The organism is Granulosicoccus sp. 3-233 (assembly GCF_052681095.1).
In genome coordinates, this window is record NZ_JBQYLE010000002.1 from 722,845 (window position 1) to 744,682 (window position 21,838).

The window sequence follows — 21,838 nt, forward strand, 5'->3', positions numbered from 1 at the left end:
ATTTGTACCTGAAGCGGGCGCGGATCTCGCACCTTTTTCGTATGACCATACCATTGGAGAACGGAGAGACTTGACGATGAAATTCAGAAAGAATGTAGTGGGCCAACTGGTTCTGCTTGCCTCCCTCGGCGTAGCTGCATCTGCCACTCAGGCGCAGGAACTGCGGTTCATGTGTTCGTCGGATGGCAACGAGTGCGAGGTGATCGATGAACTGGTCACGCGCTTCGAGCAGGAAAACGAAGGTGTTGACGTTATCGTCGATACAGTACCCTACAAGGCAATTCTTGAAAATCTGCCGGTTCAGCTCGCCGCTGGCAGTGGTCCCGACCTGGCAAAGGTCACCGACCTGGGTGGCCTGTCCGAGTACTATGTCGATATCTCACCGTATGTCGATGCCGACTACTGGGAAGAGTCCTTCGGGGACATCCTGAACTGGTACCGCAAGAGTCCGGAAGACAAGGGTATCTACGGCCTGCATTCTCAGCTGACCATCACTGGCGGCTATATCAACCGTACTCTGTTCGATCAGGCAGAAGTCGAGCCGCCTGCGGCAGACGCTACCTGGGAAGAATGGGCCGATGCAGTCGCCAAGGTTGCCGAAGCCACGGAAACGCCCTATCTGATGGCCATGGATCGTTCCGGACATCGCATTGCGGGCCCAGCCATCTCCGAGGGTGCGAAACTGTTTGCCGATGACGGCACTCCGGCACTGGTCGACGAGGGCTTTACCCGCTTTGTCACCAAGTTTGTCGAATGGAACAACAACGGTGTCATGCTGCGTGATGTATGGGCCGGTACCGGGGGCGATACCTATCAGGACGCGGCAAAGGAATTCATTTCCGGTTCACTGGTTTACTACTACTCGGGCAGCTGGCAGGTCGGCAAGTTCGATAGCGAAATCGGAGACGCCTTCGATTGGCAGGTCGTCGGCACACCGTGTGGCGAAGTGGCATGTACCGGTATGCCCGGCGGTGCCGGCATCGTGGGTTTCAATGGCAGCGAGCATCCCGAAATCGTCGGCAAGCTGCTTGATTATCTGGCTCGGGAAGACGTCTACGCCGAATTGACAGCCCGGACTCGCAACATTCCTGCACATGCAGCGGTTGCTGCGAGTGGAGTTGACTACGAAGGCGCTTCCGCACCCGCTGCAGCTGCGCTGAACGCCTGGGGCAAACAGGTCGAGAAGGTGTCTCCGGTTGCTTATGCCTATCAGGGCTACAAGCACAACCGGGCCATGTTCGGTATCACGATGACACGAGTCTCGCAGGCCATCGTGGGTGAGCTGTCCATCGAAGAAGCGATGGAAAAGGCCACCAGCGACCTTGAACAGACCATGTCCGAAGTCGAGTAGGGCAACCCCCCCTTGTGAGACCCCGAGGCCCCCGCAGAACGTAGCTCTGCAGCGGCTTCGGAGTACCTGATGCCTGAGTCTGTTGTCGGCCGTGTCTGGCGGCAGCAGACTCGAGACTTACCTGGAGCCTAGTCATGGCACGAATGATCAGTTCTTGCATGCGGGTCATCGAGATACCCATGCTGTACCTGCAGAAGCGCCTGGGTATCTCCAGGCTTGCATGGGTCTTCCTGCTGCCCAATCTCCTGTTGTTCGGCCTGTTTGCTTTCCTGCCGGTTGTTCTGAACTTCGTGTACGCCATGACCGGCAGTGATCAGATACTGCTGCAGGATCGTACTTTTGTCGGCATGGGCAACTATCAGACGCTGACCAGCTGCGAGGATTTTCTCAACCCCAATTCATGCAAGGATGATCTGTTCTGGCGTGCGGTCTACAACACGATCTGGTTCGTCCTGCTGCAAGTGGGGTTCATGGTCGGGTTTGCGCTTCTGACTGCACTGATGCTCAACGGCAAGATACGTGCTCGCGGTTTCTTCCGCAGCGTCTTCTTCTTTCCCGTGCTGCTGTCGCCAGTGGTGGTCGCGCTGATCTGGAAGTGGATCCTGCAGCGTGAGGGCCTGGCCAACGCAGCTCTGGAGGGCATGGGCTTCGAGACCATCAACTGGCTGCTGGACCGGCACTGGGCCTTCTTCTGGTCGGTATTCATATCCGTCTGGGCGCATATGGGTTTCTACACGCTGATTCTGCTGGCCGGTCTTCAGGCAATCCCCCGCGATGTGTATGAAGCCGCCAGCATGGATGCCGCCTCTCCATTCAGAACCTTTCGTCGCATCACGCTCCCTCTGCTGATGCCAACCATGATCGTCGTGCTTGTATTGTCCCTGATCAAGAGTGTGCAGACCTTCGATGAGGTCTACGCCTTTACCGGTGGAGGGCCGGGTTCTGCAACAACCCTGTTGATTCAATATGTCTACGAGACAGGCTTTGCCGGTACACCTCGTCTGTTTGGTCTGGCCTCTGCAGCATCCATTCTGCTGGCCATCGTACTCGTCATACTGACTTTCCTGCAGTTGTGGGCGAGCAGGAGGAACGTCAATGGGTAAGGCAATCGCGTTTCTGACACGCACGCGTGGCAGGAGTGACGGCAGCGGTCGACTTCACTGGACAGACTGGTTCACCTACGGCTATCTGTTCCTTGGCATCGTGCTGATGTTCGGCCCGGTCGTCTGGCTGGTGATGTCATCGTTCAAGACCGATGCGGAATTGAACAATTTTCCGCCACGTTTTCTGCCGTATGCGCAGGAAACCGTGATGCTGGAAGGACACAGCAAGCCTCTGCCGCTGTTCACGGTGACCGACGGGGAGCTGGCAGGGGTCACCGTGGCGCAGGTGCGTCGGGTAGGCATCGTGTCTCAGGTGGTCAGGTTGGACGCACCGGAGGAGATCATCAAGGTGAAGGTCAAGGAACGAGAGCCGGTGGAGAAAATGGCGCTCGCCTGGTCCAATTACACCGATCTTTTCGAGCGATTCAACTTTCTGCAATTCCTGTGGAACAGCACCTTCATTACCGTCATTTCGACATTGATCATGTTGCTGGTGAATTCGATGGCGGCTTTTGCACTGTCCAAATACGAATTTCGTGGTCGCAACATGGTCCTGGCATTGATCATCGGTACGTTGATGATTCCGCAGACCGTCGTGCTGGTACCTCTGTTTCTGGTGGTGCGGGAAATGGGCATGATCAATTCTCTTTGGGGGGTGATCATACCGGGAGCTGCAACCCCGACGGGGGTCTTCCTGTTGCGGCAATACATGCTGACGATACCGGATGAAATTCTGGATGCCGCGCGCATGGACAAGGCCAGCGAGTGGAAGATCTACTGGCGAATCATCCTGCCATTGAGTGCGCCAGCCATTGCCGTGCTGGCGATTCTTGCCATCATGTGGCGCTGGAACGATTTCCTGTGGCCGCTCATCGTATTGTCCCGAACCGAGAATTTCACGCTACAGCTGGCCCTGAACAGTTTTCAGGGAGAGATGCAGACGCAATGGAGCAGTCTGCTGGCCATGACGGTACTGACGCTTCTGCCCATCGCCGTCGTGTTTGCATTCCTGCAGAAATACATCGCCACCGGCATTGCCTCCACCGGTGGTAAATGATGATCGAACAGACAAGAGTGAAGAGTTTCTGAGCCATGGCAAATCTGCAACTTCAAGACATCAAGAAAGCCTACGGTTCGATCGAGGTCATCAAGGGTGTCGATCTGACCATCAATCACGGCGAATTCTGTGTGTTTGTCGGGCCCTCGGGTTGCGGCAAATCGACGCTGCTACGCATGATCTCGGGTCTGGATACGGTCACCAGTGGCCGAATCATGATCGATGATGACCTTGTCAACGACGTGGCTGCCGCGGACCGGGGACTCTCCATGGTGTTCCAGTCCTACGCCCTGTATCCGCACATGAGCGTGCGTCAGAATCTCTCATTCGGACTGGAGAATCTGAATACGCCGCGCAAGATCATCCAGCAGAAGATTGCGGAAGTGGCTGCGATGCTGCAGATCAACGAGTTGCTCGATCGAAAACCCAAGGATCTGTCCGGTGGGCAGAGGCAGCGGGTTGCCATTGGACGAGCCGTGGTTCGCGAGCCGAGAATCTTCCTGTTCGATGAACCCCTGTCCAATCTGGATGCCGAGTTGCGAGTGGACATGCGGGCCGAGATCGCGCAATTGCACAAACGTCTGGGCAATACCATGATCTATGTGACCCATGACCAGGTGGAAGCCATGACAATGGCGGACAAGATCGCTGTCCTGCGTGCCGGTGTCGTGGAGCAGTTCGGCGCGCCACTGGATCTGTATCACTATCCGGTCAATCGTTTCGTTGCCGGTTTCATCGGCTCGCCGAAGATGAATTTTCTCAATGGCAAGGTGGTGTCTGCAGACAGAGGCGAGGTCTCGCTGGCCGCGGGTCGGCGCATGGCGTTACAGGCAGACCGCTTCGACTTGTCGGACAACGCCGAGGTGGTGGCCGGTATTCGTCCCAATGCGGTCAGCATTGCGGAACCGGACGGGGCCGATGTGACGGTCGAGATCCATGGTGTGGAACGGCTTGGAGGCGAATCCTACCTGTACACGCGTACCAGTGATGGCAGCTCGGTCACGGTGAATATCCAGGGCGAGACACCGCAGGAGATTGGTCAGACAGTCGGCCTGAATGTGGATGTCGACAAGGTCCATCTATTCGATGCTGTGTCCGGCGTCAGCCTGAGAGGATCGGAATCGTGAGTCTCAAGGGGCTGAGCGATCAGCAGGTCGTGGAGCAGATCGAGGCTCAGGAAGCTCGGCTGGTATTCGACAGTTTCAGTATTTCACAGGCGCATGAGATCGGCTTGCGTCTGCTGGAACTTGGCCGACAGCGAACATTGCCCATCGCCATCGATGTCACGCGTAATGGCCAGTGTCTGTTTCACTCGGCACTGGAGGGGGCTACTCTGGACAATGCGCAGTGGGTGCAGCGCAAGATGAGGGTCGTACAGCGCTTTTCTCACAGTTCCCTGTACATGGGAGCGCTGTGCCGTGTGAAGGGGGTCAGCCTGGAAGAGAAGTATCTCTTGCCATTGAACGAGTTTGCGGCTCACGGTGGTGCCTTTCCCGTGACGGTGAGGGGAGCCGGAGTCATTGGTTCGGTGACGGTATCGGGTTTGCCGCAGATCGATGATCACGAACTGGTGGTCTCGGTACTGGAACAGCAGTTGGCGACGACTCAAGCCTGATATCGGCTGCTCGGCGACAGCCTGCCGTCTGCCGCGAGGGTGGTCGGTTCGGTTTGCCGGTTTCTTCAGACACGTGTTGCCAATGAGGCGGGCAAGAGAGTTGTTGCAGGCCTGTCACGCGGGCTTTCGCTGGGAGCGCTGACCCAGCCATACGCTGATCAGTACCAACACGATGCCGGCAATCTGTACTGCGTGCAGGTTCTGTTCGAGCAGCAGCCAGCCAAGACAGACTGCGGAGACCGGGCTCAACAGGCCCAGTGGCGTGACCGTTGAAGGGTTCAGTCTGGAAATTCCCCTGAACCACAGGAAATAGGTGATTGCGCCACCGAACAGCCCGAGATAGGCGAAGCCTGCCATGTGCGCCATCGACAGAGAAGGCAGGGGTGGTTCCAGCCACAGCGCTATGGGCAGCAGCAAGAGGCCGCCACCAAGAAGCTGCCATGACGTGAATGTCAGGGCTGAAACAGGCGGGTGCCATTTACGAGTCAGAACGGTCCCGAATGCCATGGAGACCGCTCCTGCCAGTGCGGCCAGTGTGCCGACCGCATCCAGTGACAACTCCCCGGTCAATACGACCAGCGCCACACCCAGAATGCCACCGCAGCCTGCCAGCACCGCCAGGCGAGTGGTTGTCTGATCCAGCAACAGTCTGCACAGCAACAGCACCAGAAGTGGCTGAATGGCGCCAACGGTAGCCGCCACACCGCCGGGCAAACGATAGGCAGCCACGAACAACAGCCACCAGAACAGTGAAAAATTCAGCGCTCCGAGTATCAGCGAACGCGCGATCCAGATGCCACTGGGAAGCGTTCGTGTCAGAGCCAGCAGAACAATACCGGCGGGCAAGGCACGTAACAGCGCTGCCGTCAGCGGGTAGCCCTGCGGCAGCAGCTCCGTGGTAACCAGATAGGTGCTGCCCCAGATGGCCGGTGCCAGAGCGGTCAGGCCGAGGTCCAGGTGACGTGACGGATCCATGCTGCGATCTCCATTGTCCGTAAGTTATATATCTTGATGTCAAGATAAATGGTTATTATCTTGATGTCAAGATATATGCCAGTGAAACGGTGTCGTGGGCGGGATGACAGTTGTTCCGCTGTCCCTCTGCTATATTGTTCCTTATGGATGCAGTGGACAAGATAATCAGTCAGTGGCAAACGGAGCGGCCGGACCTCGATGTGACTGCCATGGCCCAGGTTGGGCGTCTGAGCGTGGTTTCACATCTGTTTTCCCGGCAGATGGGCAAGGTCTTCGCTCATCATGGGCTCAACGCAGCGGGTTTTGACGTGCTGGCGACTCTGCGCCGTTCATCGTCACCGCATGCCTTGACCGCTGGTGAGCTGATGGCGTCGATGATGATTACATCGGGCACCATGACCAATCGCATCGATCAGTTGGTCAAGGCGGGTCTGGTGATGCGTAAATCCGATTCGGCTGATGCTCGCAGGATTCTCGTCAGATTGACTCCCAAAGGCAAGCGACTCATCGACAAGGTGGTGGCAGAGCATGTGGAGAATCAGGCTGGTCTGCTCGAAGCACTGGACGAGTCGGAGCGAGAGCTGCTCGACAGCCTGCTGCGCAAATTGTTGGCATCCGTTGTCCCGTGACATGGCGTTCATGCATCGGAGGTCACGCGCGCAATGGCTGCGAAGGGACCAATGGGGCCGGTTTCTGCCTTGATGTAACACTCAGCTTACCCTTGAAGATCAGCGATTGCGATACTGCGGAGAGGGTCATGCATGAGAATGGACACCTCTCGTTTTGTTCGAGCACAGTCTGGTAGCTGTACTATGCCGTATCAACAGTACATCAAGACGATCTCTTACCCGCTGTCGCTGTTGAGCACTCCGGTCTGGCTTTTCGATGTCGGCAACCTGAGGGTTCTGTGGGCCAATCAGGCTGGACTGGACTTGTGGAACGCCCCCGATCTTGCAGAATTGCAAGGGCGGGACATGAGCGATGGCATGACTCGTACCGTCTGCGAGCGCCTGGGACAGTACTGCGAAGACCTGAGTGGCACCAGCAACAGCGTTGCTGAACACTGGACGTTCTACCCGATGGGACGTTCCTGCTCCTATGAATGTTCCATCAGTGCCATCGAGGCTCCGGATGATGCACGCTGGTTGCTGATCAATGCCATCCGTCAGGACAAGCTCTCCGACTCCGATACGCTGTATCGCAGTGTGGCTCTGCTGCACACATCGGTGTGCGTGTCTGTCTTCGACAGGCAAGGCAGGTTGATGTATTCCAATCCTGCAGCCCGGCGCATGCTGGGAGCCGACGTATTGACACTGTCGGAACGTTTTCTTGACGAAAAGGACTGGCAGCTGGCCCACGACACGCTGACTCATGGTGCCGGTGCCAGTATCGAGGCGCAGATGAAAACGGCCAAGGGGCCTGTCTGGCACAGCCTGACCCTGGAGCTGTGCCCCGATCCGGTCAGTGGCAAGAAATCCATTCTCATGAGCGAGATCGATATCTCCAATCAGCACAATGCTCAGCAGCTGGTCAATCGACTCGCCTACACGGATACGCTGACGGGCCTGCCAAACAGAACCTCCTGGCTGAGCACGCTGAACGATCGGCTGGACAGTGCGCGCCAGGAACGTCGGGAACTGGCAATCCTGTTCGTCGATCTCGATCGCTTCAAGTTGATCAACGATACCCTGGGGCATTCGCTGGGCGACAAATTGCTGGTTGCCGTGTCCGATCGCCTGAAGGGCTGTCTGGATGCCAGCGACTACCTGGCCCGACTCGGAGGTGATGAATTCACATTGCTGATCGATGAGCAGGGCGCGGCTGGACGTTCGGAGAGGATGGCCAGGGACCTGGTGGAAGCACTGGCAAAGCCCATGCGTGTCGACGGTCATGCCATGACCATGACCCCGAGTATCGGCATCTGCCTGTTTCCGCAGCATGCGGAAGACTCGACACTGCTGATGCAGCAGGCGGACATGGCGATGTATGCGGCCAAGGAGGCTGGAGGCGGTTATCGCACGTTCAAGCCCGACATGACGACGCAGATCCGCCGACGACTGCGTATCGAGACCGATCTGCGTGAAGCCATTGACAGTGGCTCGCTGCAAGTCTATTTCCAGCCCAAGCTGGCAGCGGCAGATGGTCGAATGGCCGGCATGGAAGCTCTGGTGCGCTGGGAGCACCCCTTGCTCGGATGGGTGCCGCCCGAAGACTTCATAGCCGTGGCGGAAGAGACCGGGATGATTGGCGACATCACCCGTCAGGTGTTGCATCATTCGATGCTGCAGCAGACTCTCTGGAGCGCACAGGGTCACGATATTCCGGTGGCCATCAATGTGTCGCCAATGGAGTTTCGTCGTGGGGATTTCGATTCGGTGGTGCGCGATGCCCTGCAGTTGACCAATTGCAGACCTCAGAGCATCGAGCTGGAAATCACCGAGTCGATGTTGATGGCAGACAGCGAATCGGTACAGCAGATACTGGCCGGCCTGACCTCGCTGGGTGTCAGGTTGAGTATCGATGATTTCGGCTCCGGTTACAGCAATCTGGGTTATCTGCAGAAATTTCCATTGGACAGCATCAAGATCGATCGATCCTTCCTTGATGATGGCGGCATTTCACCGGTGGTCGAATTGATCATCGATGTGGCGAGAACCCTGTCCCTGACCGTCGTGGCCGAGGGGGTGGAAACCACCGAGCAGCGCAATTTCCTGATTGCTCATGGTTGTGATCAGCTGCAGGGGTTTCTGTTCAGCAAGCCCATGGACAAGCATCGCGCGACGGATTTTCTGCTGGAACACGATAACGGCATCGCTCACTGGTCCAGCCATGCGGTCTCGGCGGAATGGGCAGTCCAGCGCCGCCGGGAAGAACTGGCTGAAAATCCCTGAAGAAGCTGCCTGGAGCGGTATCGTGGTGTGCCGCGGGTCCTTGTCTGTCAGCGCAATTCCAGCCAGATACTGGCAGGCAAGGCTTCATCGGCAGGTGGCAGGGTATGTATTCCCGGTGACGGGCAGTCGTCAAGCAGCCAGGGGACCAGCATGATCAGTTCGGCAAACAGGAACTCGACGATCTCATCGGGAACGCTGGCACCGGTGAAGTTGACAGGATAGCCTTCATTGACCAGATAGATTCGACGACCATCGTGGAGCGTACACTGGCGAACATGCGGATGCAGTGTGGTCGTGCTGGCCGTCTGTTCGGCAAGGTGATCGAGATCGATTTCATGATCCTTCGATGATCCACTGACCAGAAAACAGCGATCAGGCAGTTGTGCCAGAAGATGCTCGTTTATCGAACGTCTGCCCGAGGCCCCGACAACAATGGCTGGAGGACGTGTCAAAGTCTCGCCATAGCTGGGGTTGTGTCCATCCACCGTCGCTTCAACGACCGACACGGTGTCGATATCCCTGACACTGACGCCGAGGCCTCGCTGACGCAGGCTCTGGGCAACCCCTTTGCCGACCCATCCATACCCACAGACCAGGGCATCTCGGCCGACGGTCGAATAGCCCAGTTCGCGCAGGATGTTATCCAGTGCGGATACCACGGCTTCGCCCACCTGTTTGCCTTCGATCTCCTTCAATCGCGTCTGCGCGACATTGATCTGCGGAATGCGCATCTCTTCCAGCTGTTCGGCTACCCAGACACCCTGTTTGGTGATCTCGAGAGCACCGACCACGGTATCGCCACCGATGTACATGGGTTCGTGCAGGGCGCGAATGGCGATGCCACCGACTTCGTGTATCACCAGCCGTTGGGCCTGGTGGCGGCAGCGATCGATACAGTGTTGCAGCTCCGTGGCAACCACGCTCGCCAGTTCGGAGTATTCGGGTGTCAAGACCCTGATGCCCATGGATCGCAGCTCATCAACGGCCTGCGCATTGCCGGAGTAACTGATGCCGATCACGGTGTCGATGGGCAGGTAGTCATGCAACAGGCGAAGCAGTCTTACCGTGTCGGGGAACAGGTGCTGCACGACAAATTGACGGCAGTCAGGGTAGGGTTGCAGTTGCAGGCGGCGGCACATTTCACCGAGAAAGTCGGGGTGGAACGAGTCGGTGCTTGCCATTGTCTTATGCCCGGTTGCGCGGTGTTGCAACAATGAGTATGTCGTTGGACAGGTGCTTGAAGGGGCCGATCCTGCCCAGGGTTCGTGACAGGAAAAGATCCAGCGGTTTGATCCAGCGCTTTTCGAATGTCTTCGATCGCATGTGGGTGAACAGGCGTCCGAGTGCGTTGTCCGGAGTGTAGCGCTTGAACGCCATCGGCAGGTACGGTATCACTGACAGAAAACCGACGCCCTGTATCGTCTGGATATCGAAATGTTCTTCGATCAGCCTTTTCCATTCTCCCTGGGTCAGGCGGATCTTGTGTTCCGGGTAATGCAGATGAGCCAGTTTGAACCGGTCGAGGCGATACCACTGAGGGACGGTGATGATCAGCCTGGCATCGCCGGACATGGACTCGGCGACATGGCGGATGACTTGACTCAAGTCGCTTTCATCTTCGTGGAGGTGTTCGAGTACATCGAGCAGCATGACGACATCGGGTTTCCACTGCATGGGCTTGCGCAGCGCTCCTTTCACGTTCAGATCGACGACCGCATCAGGTGCGAATGAGGCCTCGTAGTCGATTCCGTAGTAGCGCACGTCGGGGTTCAGGGCTTCGATGAAACGTCTGGCCACCTGCAAGCCGCAACCGATGTCCATGAGTCGCGCATCATCGAGTTTGCAGGCCTTGATATGATCGTTGACCAGATGAAACTTGACGTAATTGAACAGGTTGTTTTCAGGCGTGGCAAACAATCGCTCCACAAGGTAGCTCGAACGAACCACCGGTCGTGTACGGGCACGAGGTGCTGAGTTGCTGATGGAATTCCTGGCAACTGCCGAGTCCGTTGCCGGGTCTACCTGCATTGCGTTTTCGGTTTGCAGCATGGTTTTCGTCTACCTTGAGTGCGATTTGGCAGTGCGGCCCTGTGGAAGGTCGTCTTTGTCGACTGTCAGGTGGTGACTATTGCAAACGCGCTGCCATGAAAGGCCCATGGTCTGAAAAGGGGCGCGTGTAACGGCTATATGCCCAGAAACTTTAATCAGCGTCTATTGTCAGGGGTTAGCTTGAAAGCACTCCCCAGAAGGCATCGATCAACGGGTTCTGTAGGCTTTTCTTCAAGGTGAACAGGCCAACGTCGTAGGGAGCGAGCTCCGGCTTGACGTCCAGTATCCGGATGCGTTCGGCCATGGGGCTGTTGTCCAGCACGATCTTTGGTACAACTCCGACACCCAGCCCAAGGCTGACCATGCTGACGATGGCCTCGTTGCCGGCAACCTGGGCATAGATGCGCGGTGTCAGCTGCAGCGACTTGAACCAGGCATCGACACGCGTGCGCAGAATGCCGCCTTCCGAGAGAATCATGGGAACTTGCGCCCAGTCGGCCGTATCAGCGGGCGCATTGGCAGGTATGTCCGCATCGCCCAGTTCGGCTGGTGCTATGAACAGCAGGGGAGAGACCATGGCGGGCTTGAAATGCAGGGAGCGCGACAGACGCCCCGGATGGGCAGCTATGCTGATGTCCTCCTCTCCGGCCAGCACCCGTGCGATGGCGTGTTCGGGGTCTCCGGTATGCAGCTTGATATCGATACCCGGGTAGCGGGGGCGAAATCGGTTGAGCAGCTCGTACAGCACACTCTGGCTGGCGGTAACGGAGCAGTAGATGCTGAGTTCGCCGTGCAGCGGGTTGCCGGTGTCTGCCAGTTCCTGTCTGATGCTGTGCCAACTGGCCAGAGCCTCGCGGGCGTAGACCTCGAATTGCTGTCCCTTGGCGCTCAGGGCTACCGAGCGATTGTCTCGCTCGAACAGGGAGACGCCCAGCTCTTCTTCCAGTTGTCGGATGTTTCTGGACAGCGTCGAGAGGCTGATGTTGCAGGACTCGCTGGCCTGCCCGAAGTGCAGCGTACGGGCCAATGCAAGGAACTGGGTCAGGGTTCTGGAGTTCATTGCAGTAATTAAAACATTGCGTTTCAAATATATCAATTTACGAAACGCCAGCGAGTCGATACACTGCGCGGCAAATCAGACCTTAGTTATTCTCAGGAGTCGCCACAATGGCCAATTATTTCAATACCTTGTCGCTGCGTGAGCAGCTTGCCCAGCTGGGCAAATGCCGATTCATGCATCTGGATGAATTCTCCGACGGCGTCAATGCGCTCAAGGGCAAGAAGATGGTCGTGATCGGCTGCGGTGCCCAGGGCCTGAACCAGGGGCTGAATCTGCGCGACAGTGGGCTGGATGTTTCCTACACACTGCGAGCCGAAGCCATTGCCGAAAAGCGTCAGTCCTGGAAGAACGCTACTGAAAACGGCTTTACCGTCGGTACCTACGAAGAGCTGATCCCCACAGCTGACGTCGTGCTGAATCTGACGCCGGACAAGCAGCACACGGCCGTGGTCAACACCATCATGCCGATGATGAAACAGGGTGCCTGTCTGTCGTACTCCCATGGTTTCAACATTGTCGAGGAAGGCATGCAGATTCGTGACGACCTGACTGTCATCATGGTGGCCCCCAAGTGCCCGGGTTCCGAGGTGCGCGCGGAGTACGTCCGTGGTTTCGGTGTGCCGACGCTGATCGCCGTGCATGAGGACAATGATCCCAAGGGTGAGGGACTGGAGCTGGCCAAGGCGTATGCCGTCGGTACCGGCGGTCACAAGGCCGGTGTGTTGATGTCCTCGTTCATCGCGGAAGTCAAGTCTGACCTCATGGGCGAGCAGACCATTCTGTGCGGCATGCTGCAAACCGGATCATTGCTGTGCTTCGACAAGATGATCGAAGAAGGCGTCGAGCCGGGTTATGCCTCGAAATTGATCCAGTATGGTTGGGAGACGGTCACCGAAGCGCTGAAGTACGGTGGGGTCACCAACATGATGGATCGTCTGTCCAACCCGGCCAAGATAAAGGCCTTCGATCTTGCGGAAGAAATGAAGGACATCATGCGTCCTCTGTATCAGAAGCATCAGGACGACATCATGACCGGTCACTTCTCGGCCACCATGATGGCCGACTGGGCCAATGATGATGCCGAGCTGCTGGGCTGGCGTGCGGAAACTGCGGAAACGGCCTTCGAAAAGACACCGGCAGGTGATGTGGACATCTCCGAGCAGGAATACTTCGACAACGGCATTCTGATGGTGGCCATGGTCAAGGCCGGCGTCGAACTGGCCTTCGAGACCATGACATCCGCCGGCATCATCGCCGACTCTGCCTACTACGAATCACTGCATGAAACGCCGTTGATTGCCAATACCATCGCGCGCAAGAAGCTGTACGAGATGAACTCCACCATTTCCGACACGGCTGAATACGGATGCTATCTGTACAACCATGCCTGTCTGCCACTGCTGGGCGATTTCATGAAGGGCATCAAGAGTGATGTCATCGGCAAGGGATTGAACCTGAACGACATGGGTGTGGACAATGCTCGACTGATCGAAGTCAATGATGTCATCCGGACACACCCCGTCGAGGCCATCGGTGCCACGCTGCGCGGTCACATGGCCGACATGAAGCGCATCATCTGAGGCGCTGTACAGGCCTGTCATGAGCGGTATTCCATCCAGGAGTTGTCAGAGTTGGACATGAGTGTTCGATCTTCCATCGAATTGCAGTCACTGACGGTCGATTTCGATGAGCGATTCCAGCTTGTCGATATCGACTGGCAGCTGAAGGCCGGTCAGCACTGGATGATTACCGGCACCAACGGGTCAGGCAAGTCGGCACTCGCAGCAGTGCTCGCCGGTGCCGGCGACGTGATTGCCGGGCGTATTGATGGCTTGCCGGGCAAGGTGGCACTGGTCTCCTACGAAACCCAGGGCGAACTGATCGAAGCCGAGCGGCGCAAGGACGATGCGGACATCATGGATGTGATCTCCGAAGGTACGCCAGTGTCCGAGATCCTGCATGAAGGTTGTCAGGACATCGAGCTGGCGGCGCGGCTGGTTGAGCAGTTCGGTCTTGCCGGTCTGCTGGATCGGGCCTTTCGCAAGCTCTCGACCGGCGAGACCCGCAAGGTCCTGCTGGTCAGGGCCTTGACCAGTGATCCCGAGCTGCTGATACTCGATGAGCCGTTTGACGGGCTGGACGCGGCGACTCACCAGATGCTGGCTCGGCATCTGGCCTCGCTGGTTGACAAGATACCGATGGTTCTGGTGCTCAACCGCTTCGACGAGTGCCCGGAGTTCATTACCGATATTGCCTATGTGGACCATGGGCAGCTACTGCACAAGGTGGCGCGAGACGATGAGCAGGCCTACGGCGATCTGTACCAGCTGTTGCACCTGAAGACCAGTGAGCTGGACCTGCCGCGAAGTGATCCGATGTTCTCCCTGCCGCCGCTGGACCCGGCGCAGCCACTGGTGCAACTGGACAAGGTCGCTATCCGGTACGGCGACGTCACCATCTTCGAAGACTTGTCCTGGACCATCGAGCCGAACCAGCACTGGCAACTGACGGGTCGCAATGGCAGTGGCAAGACCGGTTTGCTGTCATTGATCACGGGTGATCATCCTCAGTGCTACGTCAATGATATTCGGGTCTTCGGCTTCCAGCGAGGCAATGGCGAGAGTATCTGGCAGATCAAGCAGTACATCGGGTATGTCTCCACAGCCCTGCAATGGGAATATCGAGTCAGTACGAGCCTGAGAAATGTCATCATCTCCGGCTTCCATGACAGTATCGGCCTGTACAGCAAATACACCGATCGTCAGCGGGAAATTGCCGATGAGTGGCTGGCCGTGCTGGGAATGTCACAGCGTGCCGACGAGCTCTTCAACAAGCTCTCCTACGGCGATCAGAGACTGCTTCTGATTGCTCGCGCCATGGTGAAGCATCCGCCGTTGCTGATACTGGATGAGCCCTGTCTGGGGCTGGATGACATGAATCGCCAGCTGGTTCTGGCGCTGATCGAGAAGATCTGCGCTGGCTCCAGCACCTCTGTGATCTACGTGAACCATCATCCGGAAGACAAGGTTGATGGTATCGATAACTTTCTGTCGCTGGATTCTCCCTGATTGAGCATTGACACATCCGTGGTCATACCGGCAGGATGAGTGATCCACGAGGTTTGTATCGGTTTTGCAATGTCACCAGTTGGCCTTGATGCGTCAGTACAGAAGCTTGCTGCGGGACTTCAGCATGAGAATGCAGCGAGCGTGACGACGAAGGCCTCTCCTGCCGAGCGGTCCATATCCCGTGAGCTTCTGTATTTCGATATTGCGTCAGATATCTCGCGTGCCAGCTCGACAGAATCCCTGCAGCGCGTCTGTCGGCAGGCGACTCGGGCGCTGGGTTACGACTACTACCTGTTCGGTTGCTATTACCCCATTGTCGAGGGGATTGTCCTGTCCAGCAATTACCCGGCAGCCTGGCGTGAGCGGTACGACAGTCACAACTATGTGGCGATCGATCCGGTTGTCCGGCATTGCTGGAGCGATTCCAGGCCGGTGTTGTGGGACAGGCTGGTGTATTCGGCAGGCAAGCAGGGGCAGCAGGAACAGCTCGTGATGCGCGAGGCCAGCGAGCACGGTCTGCGTTTCGGGATCAGTGTGCCGGTGCATGGTGCGGGCGCCGAGGGCGGCATGCTCAGCCTGGTCTCCTCAGAGCGCAGGGAGAATCCTCTGGCGTCTGATGAAACCGGTTTGCACATCATCGTCCATGCCATGCACGAGGCGACCAAGCGCATCCTGTCAAGAACGACTGACAGAGTCTCCGATGGTTTCGAGAGGCTCAGCCCGCGCGAGATCGAATGCCTGAGCTGGACTGCGAAGGGCAAGACCTCCTGGGCCATTGCCCGCATACTCGCAGTCTCCGAAAATACGGTGACATTTCATTTGCGCAACGCCATTCGCAAGCTGGAAGTGACCAACCGCTCGCAGGCCGTTGCCAAGGCGATCTCATTGTCGAAGATCATGCCGTTCTAGTGTCCACCACGGCATTGGATACGCTGGCGCGCGTTCGCTGGTCCAGAGTGACCCAGCAGGCAACCGAACGGATTCCATCAACGTCAGAAGCCTGACCGTCACCGAAACGCCGGAGCGAGATGCCGTTGCTTTTCATCAGGCGTTCGACCGAGGTGCTCACCACGGTGACATATTGCCTGATGCGGCGCTCATCAGCGAACTGGATCAGTCGGTCGAACATCTCGAAGGCAACATCATTGAGATGGATCTGCCCTTTGAAGCGCTGTGCCGGCGACAACACGGCGAAACGGCTCAATTCCCAGATATCCCGCTGCTCGGGCAGGGGCTCGCCACGTAGCAACTGCTGGAAGGTGTTGCGCAGCATGTAGGGTCCGGTCGTTGGCAGCAGGCGCCAGCAAGCCGTCGCCTCGCCATCTTCCAGGGCCACCATGTAATAGGGGTCGAGCGCGTCGAAATCATCGACTTCCACGCCGTTGTCACTCCCGACATTCCAGCGCAGTCTTTCGCGAAAGACACGATGTCGAAGTCGATGCATCCGCGTCAGAACGCTCTGATTCAATGCGGGGTGCTCCCGCGTACCCAGTATCAACTGTCGCATTGCCTGCTACTCCATGAGGTCATTGTCAGGGAGTTAAGACGAGATAACATGACATTACCCCATCAAATAATGTGGCACAGTTCACAGAAAATATTCTATGAATCTGATTTATTTTTGAGAAAAATGGCTGAACAGCGCCATGCACAATGGCAGGAATCGGTGATATTGACGCGGTGCCGAAGGTATGCACGACGCAACGACACCTGCCTTGTCGAGCCTGCCGACGGCAGCGGCAGGCAGTCATGCCGATTTGCATGCCTGTCGAGCAAGCTGGCACGACCGCTTGATGGCTCTCTTCACTTGACGCAACCGCTGCGGTGATTCAATGTCGGGCTTCCGCCATTCATAGCGAATGCTTGTCTGCCATGGTTTTATTGACTGACGAATTCAGCGAGTCGCCGCTCTGGCTGGATGATGCGCCGCTCTGGGGGGCGCACGATGCAGTGCTGCCGGAGCGGGTGGATGTGCTGATCGTGGGAGCAGGCTATACCGGTCTCAATGCGGCAATCGAGACAGCGCGTGGCGGCCTGTCGACGTGGGTCATCGATGCCGCAGAGCCTGGAGCGGGTTGCAGTACACGCAATGGCGGTCAGATCAGTACCAGTATCAAACCGTCACTGGCGAACCTGACCAGACGGTTCGGCGCGGATCGGGCTCAGGCCATACGAGCGATGGGTACGATGGCGCTGGAGTGGATCGAATCGCGCATTCGCGACGAAGGCATTGTCTGCGATTTTCAGCGTCAGGGCATGTTTCGTGCGGCACATACGCCAGCGCACTTCCGCGCGCAATTGCGGGAGATACCGATTCTGGCGGCAGAGTCCATCGAAACCCGTGCGGTGAGCCGCGACGAACAGCATCGGGAGTTGGGTACTGATGCCTACCATGGTGGGCTGGTGTATCCCCGTCATGCCAGTCTGCACCCGGCAAAGTATCATCGGGGGCTGCTGCAGTCGGCTCTTGACGCGGGAGCCAGTGTCATCGCCCATTGTGCCGCCAGCCGGATAGTGCGCCTGTCTTCGGGCCTGTTCCGTGTGAGTACCGAGCGGGGGGTAGTGGAAGCGCGAGAGCTGATCATTGCCACCAATGGCTATTCCGGGCCGCTGTTCCCCTGGCTGCGACGGCGTATCATTCCCATCAACAGCTATGTCATGTGTACGGAGGTCTTGCCAACAGACCTGGTGGACCGGCTGTTTCCCACGCGCCGTAATATCACGGATACCTGCAAGGTGGTTTACTACTATCGTTGTTCTCCGGACAGGCAGCGCATCGTGTTCGGCGGGCGGGTATCGGCTGGCGAGACGAACGTCCGCGACAGTGCTCGTCGTCTGCATCGGCATCTCTGCGAACTGTTTCCCGAACTGCATGATTACCAGGTGACTCATTCCTGGTCCGGACAGGTTGCCTACACTTTCGATGAGCTGCTGCATACCGGAACCCATCAGGGTATCCATTATTCCGCGGGCTACTGCGGCTCAGGCGTGTCGATGGCCAGTTATCAGGGCATGAAGCTGGGGCAGAGGGTGCTGAATCTGTCCACTGGTGAAACTGCGCTTGATGATGTGCCTTTCCGCTCACGACCGTTCTATCGCGGCAAGCCGTGGTTTCTGCCTCCCCTGGTCGCCTGGTATCGATGTCAGGATGAGTGGCAAAGGCGTTTGAGCCAGTGACCTCAACGAGACATGGGTGTGTGTCTCATTCAGGTTGATCTGCAGCCGGGATGTCAGGGCGTGGCATTACCGCGGGAGGTGGCAATGGCCTGTTGCGAGCCATGCCCGCTGGCGAGAAGCGGTTCGATCAGCTTTCTGTTCAGGAGCAGGCGGCAGCGCAGCGGTCGGGCTTCGAGAAGGGAGTCATCTGTCCTGATACCTGGCCGGTGCCGGTGGTCGAATCATAAGTGCGGTTCTTCTCGATCAGCTTGCCGTTCACCAGGGCGAGATCGGCACGCTTGAGGACGGTCTCGGCGGAGTCTCCCTTGCAGATCACGCTGAGTCCCATCGTCATGCCGAAGGTATGAACACCATTGCCGGAGGGCACGGGTACTTCCGTCACCTGACGGCGCAACTGTTCCATCAGTGTCAAGGGGTCCAGTTGTTTATCCACAGAGCACAGCAGTGCGAATTCATCGCCCCCCAGACGGCCGATGAGCGTATCGCTCGGCGCGTGTTTCTGCAGTCTCTTGACGACAGCACGCAGAATGAGATCCCCGGTCGGGTGTCCGTGTCGATCGTTGATCGCCTTGAATCCGTCCAGATCGAGTACCACGCTGACCAGTTGCTTGTCGGCTGGCAGATTGTGCATGTCGTGGATGCGGTGTCGCAGTCGGTTCTCGAATTCGTCCCGATTGTAGGCGCGGGTCAGCTGGTCGATGGTTGCCCTGCGGTGCAGGCGGTAGACGGGGGCGGTAATGGCCAGTATCAGCAGCAATGCCATGATGCCGGGAGCAGCAATGATGATCGTTGCCAATCGCATGACGGAATTGAGGATGTTGTCGCTGGTGTGCAGTTTGGTCCAGTGGGGCTGGGTGATCAGCAGTGTCCAGCGAATGGCACCACCAAACAGGTTGACTCGGCGAGCAAGGCCCATCTGCGTCACTTCGCCCATGTCCAGATGTTCGATCAGTGTATCTTCACCGGTGGCGCTGATACCCGTGGTATTGGTACGTGCATACAGTTCCAGCATTGCCTCGTCGGAGGGGCGGAACATGGACTCGATATCGCTCAGGGCTCGATGCCGTACGTGCTGGATGGCTGATGAGTAGGCAATCACGCGTCCGTTGGCGTCGATCATCACCGCTGAGTTGATGTTCGAGCCGCTGGTGCGCTCGATGAAGCGGGTCAGCTCATGCAGGTCGACGGCCACGCTGAGCACGCCGGCATCAAGACCTTCCGGCGTGCGTATGGGCAGGGAGGCCGAGACAATCGGCTGGCCGTTCTCGTGATAACTGAATGCATCGCTCCATACCAGGCGCTGTTGCGCGCGTGCACTCTGGTACCAGTTCAGTTGCCTGGGGTCACTGTTGTCCGCCGGATTCGACCAATGCCGCGTTTCTCCGGTGCGCTCATTGTGTTCCTCGTATTCCACCTGGCGATTATCACCGCTGAGCTGTATCCGCTTGGTGACCAGCAGGTCCCTGACCTTGCCGGGGTCGATACGACGGTCGTCGACGAAGCGTCCGACTCGCACCATGCTGCCATCTTCGCGCGCCAGAAACATGCCCTTGAGCCACAGGTTCGAACGCAACTGGGAACGGAAGAACGTGGAGAGTTGCTGATCACGACGCGCATCGAGCATGCCGTCTGCAAACAACTGGCCGGCGGTGGTCAACTGACTGAGTGCAGGAACCAGAAAGAGACGCGTCTTTTCCACAACCTCATCTGCCTGGGCTTTCAGGGTCGCAGTGGCCTCCAGCTGAGACTGATTGGCGAGCTGTTCCTTCGTCAGAAAGCTGACGACGGTCAGTGATGTCAGTTGCAACAGTACGACAAGTGACACCAGTACCAGTCGTAGAGAATTGGGATTCATCGTGTTGCCATACAAAGGGACGATGAAACACACGCAATTAAAGTACCAGCAGGGGGTGCCGATTGGCAGGATGCGGGGATTGCCGAGTTACATGGAACCTGATTTCACCACAATTGACACGAGGTCCAGCCGGATATGACAGAGCCTTGGGTCGAGAGGCTACCTGAGTGGTCGAAACGACACAGTCCCCGCAATCCTTGCAGGGGCCGTGATATCAGGTATTGCTACCATGACGAGTAGGGCATGGGCAAGGCTGCCTACTTGATACGGTATCTCAGGCCGAGTACTGCCGACTTGTTGACTTCGTCATCACCGTTGGTGGCATCGGGTCTGACATCCACGTCGTTGGCTGCCAGCGTCAGTCCGAGATCCAGCTCATTGGTCAGGTGGTACAAGAATGTGGAGGTCAGCGTGTTGCTCACGAAGCGGGTATCGTCATCATCATCGGCCTGCTGGAAACTGAGGTTCCAGGAGTTGAGCCAGTCGATACGGTCTGATACCTCATAGGTGTAGCTGAGGCGATTGGACAGTCGATGAACGGTATCGTCACCGAATATCGGTTCGTAGACGGCGGTTTCCAGCAGCTGTCCGGTCAGTCCGTAAGGCTTGGCGTATTCCAGCTCGAAGCGGAACTTCGGATCGCTGTCGACCGTTCCCGAGAAATCACTGATCTGGATACCGACACCCGCGCGAGCCAGCCATCCATGACGTCGGGCACTGATCGGTTCGTCAAACAGCACATCGTCCATTTTCACCGCACCCAGTGCACTGAGTGTGTCAGCTGTCAGAAGGCCTTCACGCTGCAGGATTTCTTCCATCTCGGAATACCAGACTCCACGATAGGTATCCGCACCTTCACGGGCCCGATATTCGTCTTCCCGAGCAATGATGTTTGCCAGCTCGCCAGCCCCGTCGTCGCTCAGGTCTCCCGAAAGCTGACCGTACTCCTGCAGCGATTGCTGGATTCGCAATGCCTTCGCCAGCGGCGTCGCGTTCCAGACACGCCCGTAACCGATACCTACCGTGAATCCTGCGTTGTCATCCTCTGCACTGTCCTGAAAGGCGTAATCCGCCGATCCGAACCAGAAGAGGTTTTCGTTGCTGTCACTGAAATAGGTGTCGGCGTTGATGCCGATACCTGCTCCGTAATCGTCCTGTGTGTCATCGTCGCTGTTCGGGCCTCTTGATGCGTCATAGTTGGCATCGAATCGATAGTTCAATACCCGCTCTCGCGTGCTTTCCTGGCGATTGTAAAAACCGTTGAGCAGTGCATCGTAGGACACCTGATCCTGATTGCCATCATTGGCATTGGCGGTGAAGTCGACGTAAGCCTCATCGTATTCGGTATCCGGGTCAGTGAAGTCCGTCAGCTCCAGCGCCATGACCGGACTGGTCAGGCCCAGAGAGAGCATGGCCGCAATCGCACTGCGCTGGTAGTGAAATTCCCGGCCGGCAGACGCCTTCGCCAGATCCTGACATTGCAAGCGTGGAACGAAATGAAGCGATTCCCTGCGTACATTTTCTCTTGGTTTCATTATTGCATCTCGTTTGTTGACAAGTGCATCAAGGCTAGCGACAGCTCTGCCGAAGTTCCGCGGTATTGCAAACATGGCAATACGGCGTGTCTTTTTTACAAA

The 21,838-nt window shown here is 57.3% G+C and carries 18 protein-coding genes; 11 read left to right on the forward strand and 7 right to left on the reverse strand.

The genetic code is table 11. The features are described from left to right. Window positions 1-76 precede the first annotated feature (76 nt). The 5 genes from ACUNV4_RS08055 to ACUNV4_RS08075 all read left to right on the forward strand — a co-directional run bounded on the left by ACUNV4_RS08055 (window position 77) and on the right by ACUNV4_RS08075 (window position 5,126). Window positions 77-1,351, forward strand: a complete 1,275-nt coding sequence (locus tag ACUNV4_RS08055) for an ABC transporter substrate-binding protein (protein ID WP_430877995.1) — start codon at window positions 77-79, stop codon at window positions 1,349-1,351. 134 nt (window positions 1,352-1,485) lie between these two features. Beyond that, on the forward strand, window positions 1,486-2,454 hold the full coding sequence (locus ACUNV4_RS08060; RefSeq protein WP_430877996.1) for a carbohydrate ABC transporter permease: 969 nt from the start codon (window positions 1,486-1,488) through the stop codon (window positions 2,452-2,454). Beyond that, window positions 2,447-3,511 (forward strand): carbohydrate ABC transporter permease, encoded by a 1,065-nt coding sequence (locus tag ACUNV4_RS08065; protein WP_430877997.1) that lies wholly within the window; start codon window positions 2,447-2,449, stop codon window positions 3,509-3,511. Before ACUNV4_RS08060 ends, ACUNV4_RS08065 begins: the two co-directional genes overlap by 8 nt. 35 nt (window positions 3,512-3,546) lie before the next feature. Further along, a complete protein-coding gene (locus ACUNV4_RS08070; protein ID WP_430877998.1) occupies window positions 3,547-4,638 on the forward strand; it encodes an ABC transporter ATP-binding protein in 1,092 nt (363 codons plus the stop codon). Continuing rightward, a complete protein-coding gene (locus ACUNV4_RS08075) occupies window positions 4,635-5,126 on the forward strand; it encodes a heme-degrading domain-containing protein (protein WP_430877999.1) in 492 nt (163 codons plus the stop codon). The genes ACUNV4_RS08070 and ACUNV4_RS08075 overlap by 4 nt, the downstream gene beginning before the upstream one ends. Window positions 5,127-5,240: 114 nt before the next feature. On the opposite strand, the gene ACUNV4_RS08080 is transcribed toward ACUNV4_RS08075, so the two are convergent. Beyond that, on the reverse strand, window positions 5,241-6,101 hold the full coding sequence (locus ACUNV4_RS08080) for an EamA family transporter (RefSeq protein ID WP_430878000.1): 861 nt from the start codon (window positions 6,099-6,101) through the stop codon (window positions 5,241-5,243). A gap of 152 nt (window positions 6,102-6,253) precedes the next feature. On the opposite strand from ACUNV4_RS08080, the gene ACUNV4_RS08085 reads away from it, so the two are divergent. Both ACUNV4_RS08085 and ACUNV4_RS08090 read left to right on the forward strand, forming a co-directional pair. Then, on the forward strand, window positions 6,254-6,730 hold the full coding sequence (locus ACUNV4_RS08085; RefSeq protein ID WP_430878001.1) for a MarR family winged helix-turn-helix transcriptional regulator: 477 nt from the start codon (window positions 6,254-6,256) through the stop codon (window positions 6,728-6,730). A gap of 183 nt (window positions 6,731-6,913) precedes the next feature. After that, window positions 6,914-8,992 carry a putative bifunctional diguanylate cyclase/phosphodiesterase gene (locus tag ACUNV4_RS08090; RefSeq protein WP_430878002.1) on the forward strand — a complete coding sequence of 693 codons (2,079 nt, stop codon included), beginning with the start codon at window positions 6,914-6,916 and terminating at the stop codon, window positions 8,990-8,992. A gap of 47 nt (window positions 8,993-9,039) precedes the next feature. Here the strand turns inward: ACUNV4_RS08090 and ACUNV4_RS08095 are convergent, their stop codons facing one another. The 3 genes from ACUNV4_RS08095 to ilvY form a co-directional block, all read right to left on the reverse strand. After that, window positions 9,040-10,173, reverse strand: coding sequence for a hypothetical protein (locus tag ACUNV4_RS08095; protein ID WP_430878003.1), 1,134 nt, complete (start codon window positions 10,171-10,173; stop codon window positions 9,040-9,042). Window positions 10,174-10,177: 4 nt separating this feature from the next. Further along, window positions 10,178-11,041, reverse strand: coding sequence for a methyltransferase domain-containing protein (locus tag ACUNV4_RS08100; RefSeq protein ID WP_430878004.1), 864 nt, complete (start codon window positions 11,039-11,041; stop codon window positions 10,178-10,180). A 175-nt stretch (window positions 11,042-11,216) separates the two neighbouring features. Beyond that, on the reverse strand, window positions 11,217-12,101 hold the full coding sequence (gene ilvY / locus ACUNV4_RS08105; RefSeq protein ID WP_430878005.1) for an HTH-type transcriptional activator IlvY: 885 nt from the start codon (window positions 12,099-12,101) through the stop codon (window positions 11,217-11,219). Between the two features lie 107 nt (window positions 12,102-12,208). On the opposite strand from ilvY, the gene ilvC reads away from it, so the two are divergent. The 3 genes from ilvC (at window position 12,209) to ACUNV4_RS08120 (ending at window position 16,078) form a co-directional block, all read left to right on the forward strand. Next, window positions 12,209-13,681, forward strand: a complete 1,473-nt coding sequence (gene ilvC / locus ACUNV4_RS08110) for a ketol-acid reductoisomerase (protein WP_430878006.1) — start codon at window positions 12,209-12,211, stop codon at window positions 13,679-13,681. Between the two features lie 57 nt (window positions 13,682-13,738). Beyond that, complete coding sequence (modF, locus tag ACUNV4_RS08115; RefSeq protein ID WP_430878007.1) at window positions 13,739-15,169, forward strand: molybdate ABC transporter ATP-binding protein ModF; 1,431 nt, start codon at window positions 13,739-13,741, stop codon at window positions 15,167-15,169. 141 nt (window positions 15,170-15,310) lie between these two features. Next, a complete protein-coding gene (locus ACUNV4_RS08120; protein WP_430878008.1) occupies window positions 15,311-16,078 on the forward strand; it encodes a LuxR family transcriptional regulator in 768 nt (255 codons plus the stop codon). Here ACUNV4_RS08120 and ACUNV4_RS08125 read toward each other — a convergent pair. Then, entirely contained in the window at window positions 16,065-16,676 is a 612-nt protein-coding gene (locus tag ACUNV4_RS08125) for an acyl-homoserine-lactone synthase (RefSeq protein ID WP_430878009.1), read from the reverse strand. The genes ACUNV4_RS08120 and ACUNV4_RS08125 overlap by 14 nt on opposite strands. A gap of 365 nt (window positions 16,677-17,041) precedes the next feature. Here ACUNV4_RS08125 and ACUNV4_RS08130 point away from each other — a divergent pair, with 365 nt between their 5' ends. After that, window positions 17,042-18,346: an NAD(P)/FAD-dependent oxidoreductase gene (locus ACUNV4_RS08130; RefSeq protein WP_430878010.1), complete on the forward strand. Its 1,305-nt coding sequence runs from the start codon at window positions 17,042-17,044 to the stop codon at window positions 18,344-18,346. A 139-nt stretch (window positions 18,347-18,485) separates the two neighbouring features. On the opposite strand, the gene ACUNV4_RS08135 is transcribed toward ACUNV4_RS08130, so the two are convergent. Next, window positions 18,486-20,201 carry a sensor domain-containing diguanylate cyclase gene (locus tag ACUNV4_RS08135; RefSeq protein WP_430878011.1) on the reverse strand — a complete coding sequence of 572 codons (1,716 nt, stop codon included), beginning with the start codon at window positions 20,199-20,201 and terminating at the stop codon, window positions 18,486-18,488. 257 nt (window positions 20,202-20,458) lie between these two features. After that, complete coding sequence (locus ACUNV4_RS08140) at window positions 20,459-21,736, reverse strand: hypothetical protein (protein WP_430878012.1); 1,278 nt, start codon at window positions 21,734-21,736, stop codon at window positions 20,459-20,461. Window positions 21,737-21,838: the final 102 nt, after the last annotated feature.

Bases quoted from the DNA above. Each gene is read 5' to 3' on its own strand.
- ACUNV4_RS08135 (WP_430878011.1), bottom strand. From the start codon at position 20,201: ATGAATCCCAATTCTCTACGACTGGTACTGGTGTCACTTGTCGTACTG.
- ilvY (WP_430878005.1), bottom strand. From the start codon at position 12,101: ATGAACTCCAGAACCCTGACCCAGTTCCTTGCATTGGCCCGTACGCTG.
- ACUNV4_RS08095 (WP_430878003.1), bottom strand. From the start codon at position 10,173: ATGGCAAGCACCGACTCGTTCCACCCCGACTTTCTCGGTGAAATGTGC.
- modF (WP_430878007.1), top strand. From the start codon at position 13,739: ATGAGTGTTCGATCTTCCATCGAATTGCAGTCACTGACGGTCGATTTC.
- ACUNV4_RS08125 (WP_430878009.1), bottom strand. From the start codon at position 16,676: ATGCGACAGTTGATACTGGGTACGCGGGAGCACCCCGCATTGAATCAG.
- ACUNV4_RS08055 (WP_430877995.1), top strand. From the start codon at position 77: ATGAAATTCAGAAAGAATGTAGTGGGCCAACTGGTTCTGCTTGCCTCC.
- ACUNV4_RS08100 (WP_430878004.1), bottom strand. From the start codon at position 11,041: ATGCTGCAAACCGAAAACGCAATGCAGGTAGACCCGGCAACGGACTCG.
- ilvC (WP_430878006.1), top strand. From the start codon at position 12,209: ATGGCCAATTATTTCAATACCTTGTCGCTGCGTGAGCAGCTTGCCCAG.
- ACUNV4_RS08070 (WP_430877998.1), top strand. From the start codon at position 3,547: ATGGCAAATCTGCAACTTCAAGACATCAAGAAAGCCTACGGTTCGATC.
- ACUNV4_RS08140 (WP_430878012.1), bottom strand. From the start codon at position 21,736: ATGAAACCAAGAGAAAATGTACGCAGGGAATCGCTTCATTTCGTTCCA.
- ACUNV4_RS08090 (WP_430878002.1), top strand. From the start codon at position 6,914: ATGCCGTATCAACAGTACATCAAGACGATCTCTTACCCGCTGTCGCTG.
- ACUNV4_RS08065 (WP_430877997.1), top strand. From the start codon at position 2,447: ATGGGTAAGGCAATCGCGTTTCTGACACGCACGCGTGGCAGGAGTGAC.
- ACUNV4_RS08080 (WP_430878000.1), bottom strand. From the start codon at position 6,101: ATGGATCCGTCACGTCACCTGGACCTCGGCCTGACCGCTCTGGCACCG.
- ACUNV4_RS08130 (WP_430878010.1), top strand. From the start codon at position 17,042: ATGGTTTTATTGACTGACGAATTCAGCGAGTCGCCGCTCTGGCTGGAT.
- ACUNV4_RS08060 (WP_430877996.1), top strand. From the start codon at position 1,486: ATGGCACGAATGATCAGTTCTTGCATGCGGGTCATCGAGATACCCATG.